The sequence below is a fragment of the Ktedonobacter sp. SOSP1-52 genome, assembly GCF_016587395.1.
The window spans coordinates 752293-769900 of the sequence record NZ_BNJH01000005.1 but is presented as its reverse complement, the minus strand read 5'-3'; the positions used below and the strand labels follow the sequence as shown (position 1 = coordinate 769900).

The 17608-nt window shown below is 50.8% G+C and carries 14 protein-coding genes; 6 read left to right on the top strand and 8 right to left on the bottom strand.

What is annotated here, in order from left to right; all coding sequences use genetic code 11:
* Positions 1-55 precede the first annotated feature (55 nt).
* Complete coding sequence (locus JMJ16_RS43810) at positions 56-814, top strand: DUF72 domain-containing protein (protein ID WP_201391889.1); 759 nt, start codon at positions 56-58, stop codon at positions 812-814.
* Positions 815-832: 18 nt separating this feature from the next.
* Here JMJ16_RS43810 and JMJ16_RS43805 read toward each other — a convergent pair whose 3' ends face one another.
* Positions 833-1858 carry a substrate-binding domain-containing protein gene (locus JMJ16_RS43805; RefSeq protein ID WP_201391887.1) on the bottom strand — a complete coding sequence of 342 codons (1026 nt, stop codon included), beginning with the start codon at positions 1856-1858 and terminating at the stop codon, positions 833-835.
* 354 nt (positions 1859-2212) lie between these two features.
* On the opposite strand from JMJ16_RS43805, the gene rhaI reads away from it, so the two are divergent.
* The 5 genes from rhaI to JMJ16_RS43780 all read left to right on the top strand — a co-directional run bounded on the left by rhaI (position 2213) and on the right by JMJ16_RS43780 (position 11073).
* The gene (gene rhaI / locus JMJ16_RS43800; protein WP_201391886.1) at positions 2213-3436 is read left to right on the top strand and encodes an L-rhamnose isomerase; all 1224 of its coding nucleotides are present in this window, start codon (positions 2213-2215) and stop codon (positions 3434-3436) included.
* Between the two features lie 78 nt (positions 3437-3514).
* Positions 3515-5605 carry a bifunctional aldolase/short-chain dehydrogenase gene (locus JMJ16_RS43795; RefSeq protein ID WP_201391884.1) on the top strand — a complete coding sequence of 697 codons (2091 nt, stop codon included), beginning with the start codon at positions 3515-3517 and terminating at the stop codon, positions 5603-5605.
* A 16-nt stretch (positions 5606-5621) separates the two neighbouring features.
* On the top strand, positions 5622-7100 hold the full coding sequence (locus tag JMJ16_RS43790) for a rhamnulokinase family protein (protein ID WP_201391882.1): 1479 nt from the start codon (positions 5622-5624) through the stop codon (positions 7098-7100).
* Between the two features lie 124 nt (positions 7101-7224).
* A complete protein-coding gene (locus JMJ16_RS43785; RefSeq protein ID WP_236601965.1) occupies positions 7225-7488 on the top strand; it encodes a hypothetical protein in 264 nt (87 codons plus the stop codon).
* 723 nt (positions 7489-8211) lie between these two features.
* Positions 8212-11073: an NB-ARC domain-containing protein gene (locus JMJ16_RS43780; protein ID WP_201391877.1), complete on the top strand. Its 2862-nt coding sequence runs from the start codon at positions 8212-8214 to the stop codon at positions 11071-11073.
* Between the two features lie 103 nt (positions 11074-11176).
* On the opposite strand, the gene JMJ16_RS43775 is transcribed toward JMJ16_RS43780, so the two are convergent.
* The 7 genes from JMJ16_RS43775 to JMJ16_RS43745 form a co-directional block, all read right to left on the bottom strand.
* A complete protein-coding gene (locus JMJ16_RS43775) occupies positions 11177-11512 on the bottom strand; it encodes a hypothetical protein (RefSeq protein WP_201391875.1) in 336 nt (111 codons plus the stop codon).
* 64 nt (positions 11513-11576) lie between these two features.
* Positions 11577-11945 carry a hypothetical protein gene (locus tag JMJ16_RS43770; RefSeq protein WP_201391873.1) on the bottom strand — a complete coding sequence of 123 codons (369 nt, stop codon included), beginning with the start codon at positions 11943-11945 and terminating at the stop codon, positions 11577-11579.
* 106 nt (positions 11946-12051) lie between these two features.
* Positions 12052-12906 carry a hypothetical protein gene (locus JMJ16_RS43765; protein ID WP_236601964.1) on the bottom strand — a complete coding sequence of 285 codons (855 nt, stop codon included), beginning with the start codon at positions 12904-12906 and terminating at the stop codon, positions 12052-12054.
* Positions 12907-13139: 233 nt separating this feature from the next.
* Positions 13140-13967 carry an ABC transporter permease gene (locus tag JMJ16_RS43760; protein ID WP_201391869.1) on the bottom strand — a complete coding sequence of 276 codons (828 nt, stop codon included), beginning with the start codon at positions 13965-13967 and terminating at the stop codon, positions 13140-13142.
* On the bottom strand, positions 13960-14895 hold the full coding sequence (locus JMJ16_RS43755; protein ID WP_201391868.1) for an ABC transporter ATP-binding protein: 936 nt from the start codon (positions 14893-14895) through the stop codon (positions 13960-13962). Before JMJ16_RS43755 ends, JMJ16_RS43760 begins: the two co-directional genes overlap by 8 nt.
* A gap of 54 nt (positions 14896-14949) precedes the next feature.
* The gene (locus JMJ16_RS43750) at positions 14950-15993 is read right to left on the bottom strand and encodes a pyridoxal-phosphate dependent enzyme (RefSeq protein ID WP_201391866.1); all 1044 of its coding nucleotides are present in this window, start codon (positions 15991-15993) and stop codon (positions 14950-14952) included.
* Between the two features lie 274 nt (positions 15994-16267).
* The gene (locus JMJ16_RS43745) at positions 16268-17323 is read right to left on the bottom strand and encodes a TauD/TfdA family dioxygenase (RefSeq protein WP_201391864.1); all 1056 of its coding nucleotides are present in this window, start codon (positions 17321-17323) and stop codon (positions 16268-16270) included.
* Positions 17324-17608: the final 285 nt, after the last annotated feature.

The following is a 17608-nucleotide window of genomic DNA, read 5'->3' as shown; positions in this document are numbered from 1 at the left end:
ATGATCCGCAATGAAGAGAAACACCTTTACCAGGACAATTCCGGAGGATGGACTTATGATCTGGATTGGCACATCAGGTTGGATCTATCCGCACTGGATTGGGCGCTTCTATCCAACACATCTACCCGTACGTGAGCACCTGGCATACTACACCCAGCACTTTCCCACAGTCGAGATTAATCGAAGTTTTTACCGTCTGCCCACATACGAGCAGTTTCATGCGTGGAGTGAGCAAACACGTTCGCATCCCAGGTTCCGCTTCGCGGTCAAGGGTAGTCGCTACCTTACGCATATGAAAAAGCTTCTGAACGCAGAAGAAGGGATAAACCGCCTCCTCACTGCCGCCGAGGGACTGGGAGAACAGTTGGGGCCATTCCTTTTTCAGCTCCCTCCTCACTGGCATGCCAATCCGGAGCGCCTGGAACAATTTCTCAGCCAGCTTCCACACAAGCTTCAGGTAGCTATTGAGGTCCGCGATGTCTCCTGGTTCGCAGCAGACATGGCCACCAGGATAGCGCAGCTATTTACACCTACCAGCAACACTACGCTAGCCATAGCGATTGGCGGAACGCTCCCGACGCCCCTCGACCTTCCTCCCCTGGGATCGTTTGGGTACGTGCGTTTTCACGCAGGGGCCAATGGCATTGGTCTTAGTGACGATGAGCTGTCCGCCTGGGCCAAACGACTCGCACACGATGCGGAACAGGGACGAGAAATCTATGCCTATTTCAACAATGATCCTGAGGCATACGCCATCCATAACGCGCTACGACTGCGCGAAATGCTAGGATCACTCGCCGCCTCACCCAGCTGAAATGCACCCCTTTTCTTGTCAGGACGCAGACTCGTTTTTCGTCAGGAAGGTCGAGGTCCGTATAATCAGTTCTGGCTGGTAGATGATGTGTTGATGCTGATGTTTTTCACGATTTGCCATCTCGTCCAGGAGGAGTTCTGTCGCCGTTCGTCCCAGCAGGTATTTCGGTTGACGAATGGAGGACAGCGCAGGCGAAAGGGCACTGGCAAACTCGATATCATCATAGCCGATCAGGGCCATCTCGTTGGGAATCTGGATGCCACGCTGGAGCAAGCCGCGCATCACGCCAAGCGCCAGTAAATCATTGGCACAAAAGACAGCCGTTGGCTTGCGCTCATGGTGCAATAATTTCTCCACGCTTTGCTCGCCAGCACGAGTATTCTGCGTTCCGGCAGAAATCTCAACTATCACCTGGTTGGGATCAAGGCCTGCGGTTTTGATCGCCTGATGCATGCCCTCTCGCCGCTCTTCACACTGACGAATACTGAGCGGACCACTCACAAAGGCGATACATCGGTGTCCATGTTCCAGCAGATGGTTTGTGGCCAGTGCTCCTCCTTGTCGATCATCAACAGCAACTGAGCAAAGGCTCTGCGTCTGGTCTGGTCGGTCAAGGAGCACCACCGCAATATCCTGCTGGTGTAAGCGTTGAAGATCGCTCAGGTCATTGCTGGCCGGAGTAATCAAGACTCCTGCAATTCGCTGCTCTTCGAGCATATGCAGATAGCTGCGCTCTTTCTCCAGCGAAGCATCTGAATTGCAGAGGATGACGATGTAGCCAGCCTCATTTGCCGCGTCTTCGACACCACGCGCCACTTCGGTAAAAAAAGGATTAGTTACATCTAGAACTACCAGGCCGAGGTAGCGACTGCTCCCAGCCCGCAATTGATGTGCTGGGGCATTGCGCACAAATCCCAGTTCCTTGATTGCTGCCTGCACACGCTGCCGTGTTGTCTCTGCGACGATCTCCGGGCGATTGAGCACATTGGAGACCGTTCCCAACGATACTCCCGCCTTTTCGGCAACGTCACGAATACTTACCATGCGCTTTTCTTTTCCCCGCTCTTGAGAAGAGCATATCGCATCCCCTCTGCGTGTTGCGTCATTTCCAGTGATACGTTTCATTGGTGTTCTGTAGTATAGCAGGCCGAAGGCCGACCGAAAAGGGGCTGGATGGAAGCATCAGCTACTGGAGTAGGGCTTGTCACGTCTGTAAAGGGGCAATGCCTCCTCTTATGTGCTCTTGACAAGAGCACACTTCATCTCCTATACTTATTGAAACGTTTCAAGTGAGCTGGTTCAGTTTTTTGTTTTCTACTGATGGGGCTTTCAGAACGTTTCCACTCGTTCTCAGAGGGATGCTGCATCTGGATTTCGATGAAGAAGAGGAGCAAAGCTATGGCCGAACACTTTGAACAGATACGTGTGACACTGGCTCAACAGGGCACTGACATTGAACAGGTGATCGCGCACATACAGACATTTTCCATCGAGACCCCTTCGTGGGGCTACGGCAATTCGGGAACGCGCTTCAAAGTGTTTCCCTGGCCAGGGGCGGCGCGCGACCTGCGCGAGAAGCTGGCTGACGCTGCCCAGGTTCAGAGCGTCACTGGCTGTTGCCCAACGGTCGCGCTGCATATTCCCTGGGACCAGGTTGATGACTGGCAAGAGATCAAGACGTATGCCGAGCATCTGGGTTTGCGCCTGGGTGCGGTCAATCCTAATCTCTTCCAAGATCATGCTTATCGTTTTGGGAGTCTCAGTCATTTCGACAAGGGAGTGCGCTCCCAGGCGATTGCGCATGTCCTCTCCTGCATTGAGATCGCGCACAGCATAGACTCGAATGTGGTCAGCCTATGGCTGGCTGACGGTACCAACTATCCTGGCCAGGATGACCTGCGCCACCGTCGCCATCGCCTCCTCGATTCACTCCAGGCCATCTATGCCGCCTTGCCTGATACGATGCGTCTCTTGATTGAGTATAAGTTTTTCGAGCCAGCCTTTTACTCGACGGATCTGCCTGATTGGGGAACATCGCTCCTCATGGCGCAGAAGTTGGGACGAAACGCCGAGGTGCTCGTGGATACCGGCCATCATCCCCAGGGAACCAACATCGCGCAAATTGTCGCGCAGTTGCTGGATGAGGATCGCCTGGGTGGGTTTCATTTCAATGACCGCAAGTACGCCGATGATGATCTGATTGCTGGATCACTCAACCCCTTTGAACTCTTTTGTATTTTCAATGAGATTATTGGTGCGCAGCACGAGGGCAATGCCAATGCCAGTCGCATCGCGTATATGATCGATCAATCGCACAATATCGAGCCCAAGATTGAAGCAATGATTCAGAGTGTCCTCCATATCCAGACGGCCTATGCGAAAGCGCTGCTGGTCGATCATGTGGCCTTGCAGCAGGCGCAGGAGAGCGGCGACGTTCTGGGTGCATATCGCGTGCTCCAGGCTGCGTATGAAACCGATGTGCGCCCGCTACTCGCAGAGGTCCGTGTGCGTCAGGGACTCGATCCTGATCCCATTGCGGCCTTCCGCTCCAGTGGCTACGCTGAGCAAGTAGCTCGTGAGCGCACGCTGGGCGAAAGCGTAAGTGGCTATCCCGGTGCATAAGCCAGTGCGCAACTGACGCTCGTTTCCTGAGAAGATAGTGCTTTATTACTTCTGTTTAAAAGACCCGAGGAATTGATTATGGCATCTTTGCTTTTCTCGTCCACCCTGGCCCAACTCGTCGAGCGGTCACGTCGGCTGGGAGCTGACCGTTCCGTCTGCAACTGGGGCGGCGGCAACACTTCTGCCAAAGCGGACGAACGAGATTTTCGCGGCCAAACGGCCCGTATTCTGTGGGTCAAAGGCTCTGGCTCGGACCTGGCAAGCTGTACTGAAGCATCGTTTACTGGTCTGTATCTGGATGATTTGCTGCCCTTACTTGAGCGCGAGCAGATGAGCGATGCCGAGATGGTCGCGTACCTGGGACACTGCTTCTTCGATCCTGGTCGCCCACGCCCCTCTATCGAAACGCTCTTACACGCGTTTTTGCCCTTCGCCCATATTGACCATACCCACGCGGACGCGACCAATTATTTTGCCTGTGCTACCAATGGGGAAGAGCTTGCTCACGCGTGCTTTGGCGAGGATCTGCTCTGGATACCTTACCGTCGCCCTGGCTTCGGGCTGGCTCGCGAGGTTGCCCTGGCCGTGCATGCACATCCAGAGGCCAGGTTAGTTATCCTGGCCAAACACGGATTGATCACCTGGGGCGAGACCGACGAGGAGTGCTACGCCTCTACATGCTCAACCATTGCCCGTGCGCGTGCGTTTGTGGAAAATCGAATCTCAGAAGCACAACGACCGCTCTTTGGTGGCCTGCGTGTCCCCTCTCTCCCAACAGAAGAACGAAGGTCCGTTGCCTCGCAGATCGCACCAACGCTACGTGGACTGGTCTCTGTGGATAAACACCAGATCCTGCGGTTTGAAGATGACAAAGATGTGCTCACCTTCGTGTCCAGCCAGGATGCTCCTCGCCTGACCACCATTGGCGCGGCCTGTCCGGATCACCTGGTCCATACCAAACCCTGGCCCTTGCTGGTCGAGTGGACTCCCGAACAGGGCCGTGAAACCCTGGCTGAAGCAGTGGAGACCGGGATCGCGGCCTATGTGACCCGTTATCGCCAGTATCTTGCAGAGAACCTCAGCCAGGACCTTGATCCTGATGCCTCCCTCCCGGTCTTTCGTGAAGCAGATGCGGCGAGTGATCCGCATCCTCGCGTGATTCTGCTTCCCGGCGTCGGTATGTTTACCACGGGCAAAGATATGGCTCTGACGGATGTCTCAGCACAACTCTATCATCGCGCCATTGCCGTAATGCGTGGGGCTGAAGCCTGTGGCGGTTTTATTTCGCTTTCGGACGCGGAAAGCTATGCGGTCGAGTACTGGCCACTGGAGCAGTATAAACTCAAGCTCGCTCCTCCTGAGCGCGAGTTTGCGCGACGCGTGGTACTGGTCACTGGTGCAGCTGGCGGGATTGGCTCGGCCATCTGCCGGCGCGTCGCGCAGGATGGAGCACATATCGTGGCCACCGATATCGATCTTGCTGGCGCGGAACAACTGGCCACCGCTCTTAATCAGCAGTACGGTGCGGGACGAGCGCTCGCTGTCAGAATGGATGTAACCAACGAGGAGAGTGTGCAGGCAGCCTTTGAACGGGCAGCCTTGACCTTCGGCGGCATCGATATCATCGTCAATAACGCGGGACTTGCCTCCAGTGCGCCTCTCACCGAAACCAGCCTGGCCGAGTGGAACAAGAACTGGAATGTGCTCGCGACGGGCTATTTTCTGGTGGCGCGCGCTGGTTTTCAGTTGTTGCAGCAACAGGGATGTGGAGGCAGTCTCGTTTTCGTTGCCAGCAAGAACGCGTTGGTCGCGGGCAAAAATGCTGCCGCCTATTCGACTGCCAAGGCAGCCGAGGCCCACCTGGCACGCTGTCTTGCCGAAGAAGGAGGTCAGTTCGGCATTCGCGTCAACACGGTCAATCCTGATGCAGTGCTCTCCGGCTCGCGCATCTGGGGAAGCGCCTGGCGAGAGGAACGAGCGGCGACCTATGGAGTTGCGCCTGACCAGTTGGAAGAGGTCTATCGCAAACGAACTACGCTTGGCGTCAATATTTTGCCCGAAGATATTGCGGAAGCAGTAGCGTTCTTTGCCTCACCAACGCGCTCCAGTAAGAGCACCGGCAATATGCTCAACGTCGATGGAGGCGTCTCTGCTGCGTATCCGCGCTAAGAGAGGAGAGACATGTATGACGACACGCAACGTCGCGGCGATTGATCTTGGTGCCGAGAGCGGGCGCGTCATCCTGGGGCGCTTCGATGGCCAGAAGCTCCTCATGGAAGAGGTGCATCGCTTTGCCAACCGACCGGTCACCATCCATGGACATCGTTTCTGGAATATTGCGGGCCTCTGGGACGAGACCCTGGCAGGGCTGCGCAAAGCTCGCCAACGGGCTGGATCATTGGACAGCATCGGGGTCGATACCTGGGGGGTCGATTACGGACTGGTGGATCGCAACGGATTCTTACTTGGTTTGCCGTTTCAGTATCGTGATCAACGCACGTCGGCCATTATGGAACAGGTCTGTGCCCTTATCCCACGTGAGCGCATCTATGCTCACACCGGCATTCAGTTCCTGCCCTTTAACACCCTGTTCCAGCTCACGGCACACGAGTATCAGCAACCAGGTACCCTTGCCCAGGCTCACCGCCTCCTCATGATTCCAGATCTGTTTCATAACTGGCTAAGCGGATCAATGGTAAGTGAGCGCACAAACGCTTCGACGACACAATGCTGGGACGCGGTGGCGGGAGTATGGGACGTGGATCTCCTGACGCAACTGGGTCTTCCTACAAGCATGCTTCCTCCGGTGGTTGAGCCGGGCACACCACTTGGTCCGGTTCTCGCAGAATGGCAGGATGATCTGGGTTCCGCGTTGGTCATCGCTCCTGCGACTCATGACACTGGGTCGGCCATTGCGGCTGCGCCAGTCTCCTCTCTGGATAGTTGGGGGTATATCAGTTCGGGAACCTGGTCGCTCGTTGGGGTCGAACTGCCCCAACCTCTGATCAGCCCAGAGGTGCTGGCCGCCAATTATACGAATGAAGGGGGCGTGTTTGGCACCACGCGTTTCCTGAAAAACGTGATGGGGCTCTGGCTCTTGCAGGAATGCCAACGTCAGTGGGCGCGAGATGGATATACAATGGATTATGAAACCTTATTGACAGATGTAGCAGGAGTACCAGCCTTTACTGCCCTGGTTGATCCAGACGATCCACGCTTTCTCGCTCCGATGAACATGCCAGCCACCATGAACGCGTATCTCCAGGAACATGGGCAAGAACCGCTTCAGGCCCCAGCGGCCTTTGCCCGCTGCATTCTGGAGAGCCTGGTCTTACGCTATTGCGAGGTGTTTCGGCAGATGGGTGTTCTGACAGGCAAAGACATCAAGGGTGTTCATGTTCTTGGTGGAGGTGCCCGCAACGCCTGGTTGAATCAGTGGCTGGCTAATGCGCTTGGAATACCTGTGATCGCTGGACCACACGAAGCAACTGCGTACGGCAATGCCCTGATGCAGCTAGTAGGCCTGGGAGATCTCCAGAGCCTGGCAGAGGTGCGCACGGTGGCCCAACGCACCGCTACCCATCTCTTTGAGCCACAGGCTGCCCAGCACGAAGCCTGGCAAGAAGCCGCAGGACAGTTCCGCACATTGACTGGGACCCATTAAGTGTTCTGAAAAGAGAAAACACGCGTTTTTTTTCTTGCTCTCCACAAAAAACACGCATTGTGCGGTATACTCTCTATAGAGCATGCAGAGCCACCAGGTCTTCTCAACAGCACGAAGAAAGCAGGTGAACCCCATAGATAACACGCATGACATACAGCTCTCAGATGGGCGCGTCGTCCGCCTGACTCCAGAACAGGCCCTTGCCTTCCTCACCTGGCTTCACGGCCAGATGCCGGACCTACCTGAGGCCCTCGCTGCCTGGCTCGCACAGGAGCAGCCCGCCCACGATCTCCCTCCCCTCGAGCCCTATTGCGTGGTTGAACGCTCGCCCGATGGCCTCTATCATATCGCCGACTTCGGCTTGGATCTCCCCGACGATAGCCTCTAACCATCCCTCTCCTCCTCTTCGAATAGCTACTCGCCGCGAGAAAATAGCGGTATTTGCGTGGCGTGCTGGCACAATGGGAAAAAGAGGTGTAGCATTTCCCCTGCACATGTAAAAAACAAATATCTGGTTTATAATAACATGCATGTTATTAATACTTTTATAACAAACAATTTACACAAAAATTCATAGAAACCCACTTCTTTCCACATACATCTCGTAAAAAAGGCATATCACCAATTGATGTAATCCTATAACCTTAGTAAGTCAGGAGTATTTTTAGACACTTCCAGAACACCTTGGTGATAATAAAATGATATAAATGTGATATTACCTTTTATATTGATGATGATTATCATGATATTATACGTTAATAGCTGATCGGAGAAGTAGATAGAAATGATAGAAATATGTAGTGAAGGAACTTTTACAAATTTCTTTTAAAGAGTAAAGCGCCTTATCATTATTTTTCTTAACCATTCAAAGGCTAAACCCAAATAGAGGCTTTTAGCTGAATACTTGCTTGTATAGATATTTATGGTAAGGACGCAGCCGCGATTATTGGTGCATCAGTAAAATCACGAAGGGGACTGAAGAGTCATACGAGCATGGCCCTATGCTCACTAGTCCAGCGTTTCTGCTCACAGGAGCGATCAAAGCCAGTCTGGACCCTACAACTTTTCGGATGTACCAATTATGGATCTCCATTCCGAAAGGATTACATAGATGAAATCTGCTGCAGTAGCAATACCCAACACGCTCCTACGCCAAGCACGCGAACTACGAGGATGGTCTCAAAAATTTGTCTCTGAGCAGATTGATGCACCTGCTATTTGTTATATCAGTCGCTGGGAAAGAGGTCATACCATTCCCAGTCCTTTTTATAGAGAAAAACTTTGTACACTGTTTGGTAAAGATGCACGTGAATTAGGATTACTCCCTAATGAAGAGCAGCCAGAGATGCCATCTCCTACACAGAAAGCTCCAACACTTGCTCAAGCTGATGTCTTTTCGCCCTCAAAAGTCTTTCTGTTCAATAACCCGGAGTCCTTCATTCCCCATTCTTCGCATGTAATCGGACGCCAGAAAGTCATTGAGCTTCTTACGCAGAAACTATGCGCAGAGCAAGAAAAGACTATTATTTCTCTGCATGGTCTACCAGGAGTAGGGAAAACATCACTCGCAAGAATATGCATTTACAACGAGCAAATTCAAGAGCAATTTCATCATGGCATACTCTGGATTAACCTAGGACCACAGCCTGAGAAAGCAAAGCTGCTCGCAACTTGTGGTGTACTCCTGGGCCTTTCAACCAATGAGCTAAGGCGCTACGCCAGTGAAGAAGAGCAGGTAAAAGCCATTGCGCATATTTTGCATGCGCGCCGCATGCTCATCATCATAGATGACGTGTGGAGTATTGAAGAGTTCCTGCCTTTTTTCAAAATGGGTGGAACACAATGTGCATATCTAGTGACGACGCGTCTCCCCTCTATCTCTTTGCGACTAGCCAATAATAACGCACTTGTGATTCAGGGATTAGAAGAGAAAGAAAGCCTGGAGCTTTTAGAAAATTTTGTCCCAACATTAATCTACCAGGAACCCCAAACTATGCATGCTCTGGTACGCTCTGTGGGGGGGTTACCCCTAGCACTGACTCTAATAGGGCAGAATCTACAATTACATGCTCACGGAGGACAGCCGAGACGAATTCAAGCAGCACTAACACGTCTTTCCCAATCAGAGGGGCGTTTACGTATTTTTGAACAACAAATCGTCAACAATCAAAGTTTTGACCACTCAGATAACTCAGCTACTTCCCTCAAATCCATAATCGAGATAAGCGATAATCATCTCTCGCCTCTCGCCAGGCAAGCACTCTACGCCCTGGCTGTTCTGCCTGCCTGGCCCAAATGTATTTCAGAAGAGGCCGCGTTGGCAGTTGCGGAGGCGCCGGTAGAGATACTCGATGTCCTGATAGATGCAGGGCTACTAGAAGGTGTTGGTGCAGGACGCTATGCGCTTCACCAGATAATTATAGATTATGCTCGCTTAAAGCATAGCGATAGAGAAGCTAAGAATCGACTCATTGGCTACACAATCGACTACCTGGAGCAATACCATACTATAGATGTTGCACTAAATCAGGAGCAAGATATACTCCTTGCTGGCCTGGAAGCGATGCTTGATCTTAAGCAAACACACCAGCTGATACGCGCTCTCGCTCTACTTTCGCCCTTTTTTCAAAGAAAGGGCTGGTATGATTTATCTAGTAAATATCTGCAACACGCATACCAACTTGTCATTCCTCTGGAAAAACAACCAGACACACTACGCTATACTTTGTCAATTCTCTGTTCTTTCGCTGAAAGTATCCAGAAAGGTGGTGATGCCGCACAGGCCAGAACATTATATCAACAAGCTTTAGATCTGGCACAGCACTATGAAGAGCAGCACGCAAAGAGCAATCTTCTTTTTAAGCTTGGCACGCTTGAATTCGAACAAGGGGAATATCTTCAGGCAGAAGCCTATTTTCAAAAGACTTTAATTGAAGCACGCCGTTATAGTTATCATACACTCCTGGTAATGCTTTTCTCTTACTTAGGAGCAATTGTGGCTCGTCGTGGCAACTACCTTCAGGCTCAAGCCTATTTTCAAGAAGGGCTCGCACTAGCACAACAATATAATTACCCCGAGGGTTTAAGCACACTCCTAAGAGAAATTGGTCAGATTTCGCTCATAGAGACAGCCTACGCAGACGCAAACCACTATTTTCGCCAGAGTCTAGAGATAGCTTGTCAGCTTGGTTATCCTGAACTCATCTGCAATGCGCAGCTAGGGCTGGTCCATCTAGCCCTTGAACAGGGAGATGATGACCAGGCACATGTATATCTGCAGGAGAGAGAAACACTTGTTCATCAATTTGAGCCATTGCCACACTTACGATGTAGAATACTACAAGCGTCCGCTAGTCTTGCACTCAAAGAGGGAAACTATATCCATGCCGAAACATTTTTGCAAGAAGGACGTACTCTAGCACAGCAGGTAGGCTATCGTGAGTGCTTGACCCAGTTGTTACTTTTATCGGGCATTGCCGCATTGGAGCTACGAGATGATGTTCAAGCCGAAGTCTTTTTGCGTGAAAGTCTTTCCATGGCGTACCAGCTAGGCTACAGCGAATATATCAGTCGTTCGCTCGTTTACCTGGGCATAAAGGCTTTCAAGTACAAACACATTCAGCAGGCAGAGACTTATTTAGCAGAGGGTCTTGCTGTGGCGCGTTCACTCAGGCAAAAAGGACTTCTATGCATAGCGCTTTCTATATTAGGTGAATGCAGCCTATTACAACAAAATAGCGAGCAAGCATCCCTTTATTTCGAAGAGCTGTTAGCATTAACCTCATCTTGCGACCGGGAATATCAGGCCAAAGCTCAATTTGGAGCGGCACGTGTCGCACTGGCACGCGGCAATATTGCGGAGGCGCAGCGGCTTGGTATGTTGGCAATGGCTCTTTATGAGCAACTTGAGCATAGCAACAGGAGTGATATACAGCAATGGCTGTCTTCACTCCCTACTTTGCTTATACGTTAACATCTAGTGCATATCCACCAAAGCGTTCTGAGTAAGAAAAGAGGGCGGGTGCAGGGTTTCTCATTCACATACCCTGCACCCTTCTTATTGCTTTATAAAATTGCTAAGCATGCGCTTCTTCCAGAATCACCAGGCGCCCTGTTCCATGGAGCGTCTCAAGATTAATGTCGGCAACACAACGTACTTTGACATAATTTAAGGTTAGCGTGCCCTCAATATGTGCATCCCCTGTGCGCCGCTCAAAATCAGCCTGTTCGAGATCAGTAGCGCTTTTATCAACTTTAACCCCTAAGTCGGTTCCACCTCTGGTACCGGTGAACTTGATAAAGACGTACTCCATCTCTTCAATACGTTTGCGCAGTTCTTCCAGGGTTGGTTTAGCCCCTCCGACTGTCACCGGGTGATCTTTCTCTGCGAGTCGTTGGACGAGCTCATCCATCGAGAATACTCCTTTTTGTTTTGAACGTCACTGCCAGGTTAAAGCTTGGTGACGCCGCAGATACTTACACCGAGGCAGGACTTTGCTCCACATCAGATTCCTTTTCAGCTCTGCTCTCCGCCTGCTCATACGCATAGCGTAAGTCTTCAGGAATCTCAAAGTTTAATGTGGTGGTACAAAAATCCTGCCATTCTGGAGTTACCGCATCAAAGATCAGCCCCTTGTCGGGGATAACAGGACTCTTCACAACCGTGAGGTCATCCCACAAATAAACTATATTGTCGCCTGAGAGTTCTGCTTCATTCTCATCGTGCTTTTCTGCCCAGTCACGGAATGCTCTCAAATCTTTCAAGTGATAGGCTCTGCAGTATTTTCGAGTCATCATATCCTCCTGAATAATTTCTTTGAACGGTAAGGCGAGTTTCGTCTCCACTCATATTCTTCTCAAGAATACCTTCTCACAGTTTATCTGCACAATCCACCCGGAGAGGTATTTTCACACGAAAATGGGAGTATAACCGTCAACAAATTTATAACCACTAACACTCCAACCAGATGCCAATGTTCTTTTGTAATGCACTCTGATATACGTGCGCAGCCAGGGCTATGTCTTCGATAGCTAACCCAAAAGGATTCACCAGGATAATATCATCCGTGCTGATTCTTCCTCGCTTTTTGCCAGTGACAATATCACCCAGCTCGGCGTCTATCTGTCGCTGATCGCTCGTTTCAACCCGCTCACCTGGCCCCACAACCTGTCCTTGTCGGTACATCCTGCCAATAAGCCGCCGGGAGTCACTGCGGACCAGACCCCAATCATCCACAATAATTCGATCGGCTCGCAACACCACTTCAGGCAGCGGATCATCTAGCGAGACGTTGATGAGGATAGCACCTCGCTGCAGCCAGTCATGACGAATATAACCAACCGTCGTAGTGGTTGCCGGAATAATCAGTTGAGCAGCAACAATGGCTTCCTCAGCGCTTTGTACCCTGTTGAAGGATACATTTTTCTGCTGTAAGAGGCCCTCTATCTGATCATGTAATTCTTGTACCCTTTGCTGGCTCATATCATAAATCTGGATGGTGCGTAGCTCTGGCAGGCGCTTCAGGAGAAGTTCGATGTGCGCTCTCGCCAGCACACCTGCACCAATGATAGCCGCGCAGGAAACCGGCACGTCTTTCACGCATTCTAGCGCAAGCATGGATACGCTGGCGGTGCGTAAACTGGAAATATATGCCGCTTCCATGATGCTCAGAATATGTGCTGAGGCGTCGTCATATAGGAGCGTCAGGCCGTTGGCACGGGGAAGTCCACGTGAGGGATTGTTGATATTGCCATTGATGATTTTGGTGCCAGCCCTGTTTATGCTGCCTCCTACATATGCTGGCATGTTCAGGCTCCTTACCGATTCCTGATAGCTATTGCGCCAGGTAAGATATGCTTCGTCTGGCAGGACTGTTTGGCTGCTACCATGAAGCTTGAACACCTCTCGTATAATTTCAACGCTATCAAGCTCCTGACAGATCTGTTCTATATCTCTACGACAAAGGTATAGCATTTTTTGTTCGCTTTGTTTCTGCATTCTTCCTTCTTTTTACCTCCATATATCGCTTCTTACTCGACTTAAAGGGTGCGCCATTCCATTTTCCAGTGTGCAACGACCAGGCATATGACGGAACACAACACAAGGATAACGACGTCAAAGGCAAATCTGGCATCCAGGCGGCCACCCATCACGGCCCGAAAGGCGTCGGCAACGTAGGTGGTGGGCACAAACAAGGATGTAATCTGTAAGATACCGGGCAATTGCGCGGGTGGAACGAACATTGGTGAGAGAAAACCAACAACGATGAGTACAACATTACTCATCAGGCTCGCCGTCTGCCCATTTGGCGCAATCGTTCCCAGAAAGGCTCCCAGGCCGGCAAGGGGAAGCACGCCTAATGGGATCAGGAAAATTAATGCCCATGCTCCAGACATGGACAGCCCAAGGAGCAGGCTGCCAAAGAAATAGCTGCCGAGCAAGCCGGGTAGGGCGAATAGCAAGGCCATCGAGATAATCGCAATTACAAGGATAAGCTTTGGTACCGGCAGAGCAATCCAGTAATCAAACTCTCGACTCTGACGTGCCCAGCCTAATTTGCCGATCAGAAACGTTGTTGGACCAAAAGCAATCGACATGGCCATATTTCCACCAAGGATAAAAATGGCGCGGTCGGGGCTGACTGTTCCGATCAAAGACTTGGCCGAGTATACCAGGGCAAAGGGCAGAATCAAGCTGATAAAGGTTTGCAAGATCCAACTTCCTCGGTAAGAGCTCAGTTGGGCACGTAGCACGACGATATACTGCCGCAGCGCCGTTTGCAATGAGTAGCGGGCAAGAGGATAGGGCGCGGGAACGGTGTCTATATATGATGGTATCTGCTCTTCGACAAGCTGTGGATCAGTCAAGTTTTCTTCCTCCAAGTTGCAGGTAAACATCTTCCAGTGAAGGTGTGAGGATACGAAAGTCATCCAGACATTCCAGGCCAATCTGCGAGACAATTTGCGCTACAACATGTTGCAAATTGCTGCGATCACAGAGCAGCGTCCAGTGCAGCTGTGTGAGCGCCTGGACATCGCCAAGCGTGTAGAGAAACTTACCGCGCGTACTACATTCTGTTTTGAACAGTAGATCGATTTTCATGCGTTGATCAACACGTGCCTTGAGTTCTCCCGGCGTACCTATTGATAGCAGCCGGCCGTCGTTGATAATAGCGACCCGCGTCACGACCCGCTCCGCTTCCAGCACATTGTGGGTCACCAGCACAATGGTGATCCCCCGCTTATTCAGCGCCAGCAGCTTTCCCCAGACGAGGCGCCGTATTGATGGATCGAGATTGTTCGTTGGCTCGTCGAAGATCTGGATAGGCCGATCCTCTATCATAGCGACTGCCAGATTGACAAGTTGGCGCTGGCCACCAGAGAGAAAACGCAGGCGTTTCTTGCGCATCGCACCAAGATCCAGTTCTTCGATCAGTGTACGTACTTGCGCACGTGCCTTCGCGAAGGATGCGCCGCGCAGTTGGGCGGTAAACAATAATGCTTCTTCTGGATAGAGGTCGGCCAGGGCAATTGATTGCTGTGGTTGGAGCGAAACGTAGTGAGGGATCATTTGTGGTTGCTTGACTGCGTCCATGCCAAAGAGCGAAATACTTCCAGTGGTTGGCCTTACCAGGCCTGTTATCTGGTTGATCAGTGTCGATTTTCCTGCTCCATTCGGACCCAATAACCCGAAAATCTCTCCCTCGAAAACGTTAAGCGATATGTCATCATTCGCTTTCTTCGATGCATTTTTGTATACCTTTGTGAGATGCTCAATGCGATAGACAACAGACATCGATGTACCCCCTCTTTTCCTTTGTTCTGGTACTTTTGCTCCTCCATTCACGAGTCATGCCTGCAGCTCCGGAAGAAGTGTATCTAGGGCTAATTGGTGCTGCTGCTCAAAATAGTCGATGTTCAGTTGCTGTAGCCAGGCACGTTCAAAGATGGTCGTTTTATAATTCTCTCCGCTGTCAGCGCACACACACACAATATCTTTCATGTCGGGATGGGTGGCGAGAAAGTTTGCGCACGCAAAGAGTACGCACCCACTTGACCCGCCCAGCAGTAAGCCGGTTTTCTCGTATAGGGCGTGGCAGTACGCAAAGGCTTCTTCATCGCGTACATGGATGGCGTGATCATAGAGAGCATGGGTGATGAAATTCGAGCGTCTGGATGAGCCTATCCCGGTCAATCTTCTGGTGGCGGGCGGTGCCCCAAAGGCCATCGATCCATGAGCATCCACACCAACAATGGTCGTCGCGGGATGCACTTTACGCAGATAACGACCAATACCAGCCAGTGTTCCACCTGTCGAAACCGGCGCAAAAATGGCGTCGAGCTTCCCATTCATCTGCTGATAGATCTCAGGACCGGTACTGAGATAATGTATTGTGGGGTTGGCGCTATTGGCGTACTGATTGGTCCACACATACTGCTCATTCAGGGCACATAGTTCCTGAACACGTGCTAATCGCGAGAGCAGATAGCCTCCATTCTCATCTGGCTGCTGAACGTAATCGATTCGAGCATTCAGGGCCTCCATTTTGGAGATGTTCTCTTGTGTGGTTTTCGGATCAACGACAGCGATAAACTGGTATCTTCTCGATTTGCAGATGAGCGCCAGTGCCACGCCTAGATTACCTGATGTTGACTCGACAATAGTTGAGGACGGACTGAGCAAACCTCGATCTTCCAGATCCTGAATCAGTCCGTAACCGGTTCGGTCTTTCATTGAGCCGGTTGGATTTTCGCATTCCAGCTTCAAATGCACAGTGTGGATCTTTTTATTGATGAGCATCTGTATAGGATGAATAGGGGTATTCCCGATGCTTTGCACCATATTACTGAGTTCAACAAGAGGTACGTCCTGTATTATGCTAAAATTTATCATCAGTTTGGCTTCTCTCTATCACTTGTACGCTATTGCTTGCCCTTCCATTGAGCTGCCATTCTGGAGATGGGCCTTCTTATCATGATTGAAAGGTGTCTGCGTGGCGGATGAGTCGTCACGCAGACACCTTTCACCTTCCCTATTTGCCCGTAGGGATCTCTGCATCAGGCTACATCACCTAAAAAGGAACAAAGTGTCGGGCTTCACTCATATCAGAAGGAGCAACGGTTCTCAGGTAAAGCAGAAAGATAACATCAACAAGGCACGACCGTTGTTAGATAAAGTCTTTCTGATACATGATGTCCGCCATCGCAACAAGTATTTTGCGGTTGCCTTCAAATGGATCACGTGCATGCGCGATCATCATGTTATCGAGCATCAATATGTCGTTTGCCTGCCATTGAAAACGGACCGCCATTTTCTCGTACAACTCGCTGATTTCGGCTACGGTGGAATCTTCAATCGGGGTACCATCTCCATAGTAGACATTTCTAGGCAGGTCTTCCTCTGAAAACATCGAGAGCATGGATTCTCGTACTTCCGGATCAAGGCACGAGATATGATGGAGCTGGATCTGGTTGAAGAAGCTCATTTCTCCTGTCAATGGATGCTTGACAACGGCAGGACACACCTGCCGTGTTCTCAGATGACGCTCACTCTTCCATTCAAAGTCTATTGAGGCATTGCGGCAGTATTCCTCTACGCGCTCTTTATTTTTCGTCTGAAAAAACTGCTGCCAGCTAACATCTAAGCCGTCAATAAAATTGCGCACATAGAGCAATTTCTTCTCGGCGAAGCGCCGAACCAGGGCCGGGTCCAGTGCTTTGTAGGTCTGACGACAATCGATAATTGGCGTAGCCCCCTTACCACCAGCTACTGTGACGCAATAGAACCATTGCTTGAGCGGCCAGCGATGCATGTGCGAGCTTTCATTATGAAATAAAATGGTCTTGTCAGCCGGGTAGGGTGTCGAGTGATAGATTTTCAATCCAGGATCATCACGCGGCAGGTCCCCGTATTCATTGAAGAGTTCCCCACTCACGCTCGCGGCAGTCGCGAATGCTTCAAATTTTGCGGCCGAGCCAAGCGGGAAATCACGAAAAAGGATCGCGCCATGTTTGGCCAGTTCAGAGTTGAGATGTTCCTTGTTATTTTCGGTCCAGGCTACCAGGTTCACTCCATCCATTGCAGGCCTCACAACCAGCGGAAAAGAGAGGCCTGGCTCTAAATAGCCCTCCTGTGTCAGTTTCAAACTGCCAAGATTGATTTCTTCACGCCGTTCTTGTATGTTTCTTCGAATACTCGCTTTGAGACTTGGCTTTTTTTCCATCTTCCCTTCCTTCTTCTTTTTCTATCTGGATAGCAGTTCCTCATACCAATAACATACGTTTTTTCATATTCGCTGGACCATCCTATTGAAGGAGGATTTTTTGATCAAAATAAGAGAGAGAATTGGCATCCTCATACCCTGCTTTTGCTAAAACTTTAGCAAGGATAGGGTATACAGGCATCTCTTCTCTTTCGCATTTTATGGCTAAAATTCCTCTCCAGGGGGGATAGTTCACCAGTAAAGGAAGGTGGTACCTTTACTAGAACAGAAATCATTTCCTTTGTC

Bases quoted from the DNA above. Each gene is read 5' to 3' on its own strand.
- JMJ16_RS43810 (WP_201391889.1), top strand. From the start codon at position 56: ATGATCTGGATTGGCACATCAGGTTGGATCTATCCGCACTGGATTGGG.
- JMJ16_RS43805 (WP_201391887.1), bottom strand. From the start codon at position 1,858: ATGGTAAGTATTCGTGACGTTGCCGAAAAGGCGGGAGTATCGTTGGGA.
- rhaI (WP_201391886.1), top strand. From the start codon at position 2,213: ATGGCCGAACACTTTGAACAGATACGTGTGACACTGGCTCAACAGGGC.
- JMJ16_RS43795 (WP_201391884.1), top strand. From the start codon at position 3,515: ATGGCATCTTTGCTTTTCTCGTCCACCCTGGCCCAACTCGTCGAGCGG.
- JMJ16_RS43790 (WP_201391882.1), top strand. From the start codon at position 5,622: ATGACGACACGCAACGTCGCGGCGATTGATCTTGGTGCCGAGAGCGGG.
- JMJ16_RS43780 (WP_201391877.1), top strand. From the start codon at position 8,212: ATGAAATCTGCTGCAGTAGCAATACCCAACACGCTCCTACGCCAAGCA.
- JMJ16_RS43775 (WP_201391875.1), bottom strand. From the start codon at position 11,512: ATGGATGAGCTCGTCCAACGACTCGCAGAGAAAGATCACCCGGTGACA.
- JMJ16_RS43765 (WP_236601964.1), bottom strand. From the start codon at position 12,906: ATGCCAGCATATGTAGGAGGCAGCATAAACAGGGCTGGCACCAAAATC.
- JMJ16_RS43755 (WP_201391868.1), bottom strand. From the start codon at position 14,895: ATGTCTGTTGTCTATCGCATTGAGCATCTCACAAAGGTATACAAAAAT.
- JMJ16_RS43750 (WP_201391866.1), bottom strand. From the start codon at position 15,993: ATGATAAATTTTAGCATAATACAGGACGTACCTCTTGTTGAACTCAGT.
- JMJ16_RS43745 (WP_201391864.1), bottom strand. From the start codon at position 17,323: ATGGAAAAAAAGCCAAGTCTCAAAGCGAGTATTCGAAGAAACATACAA.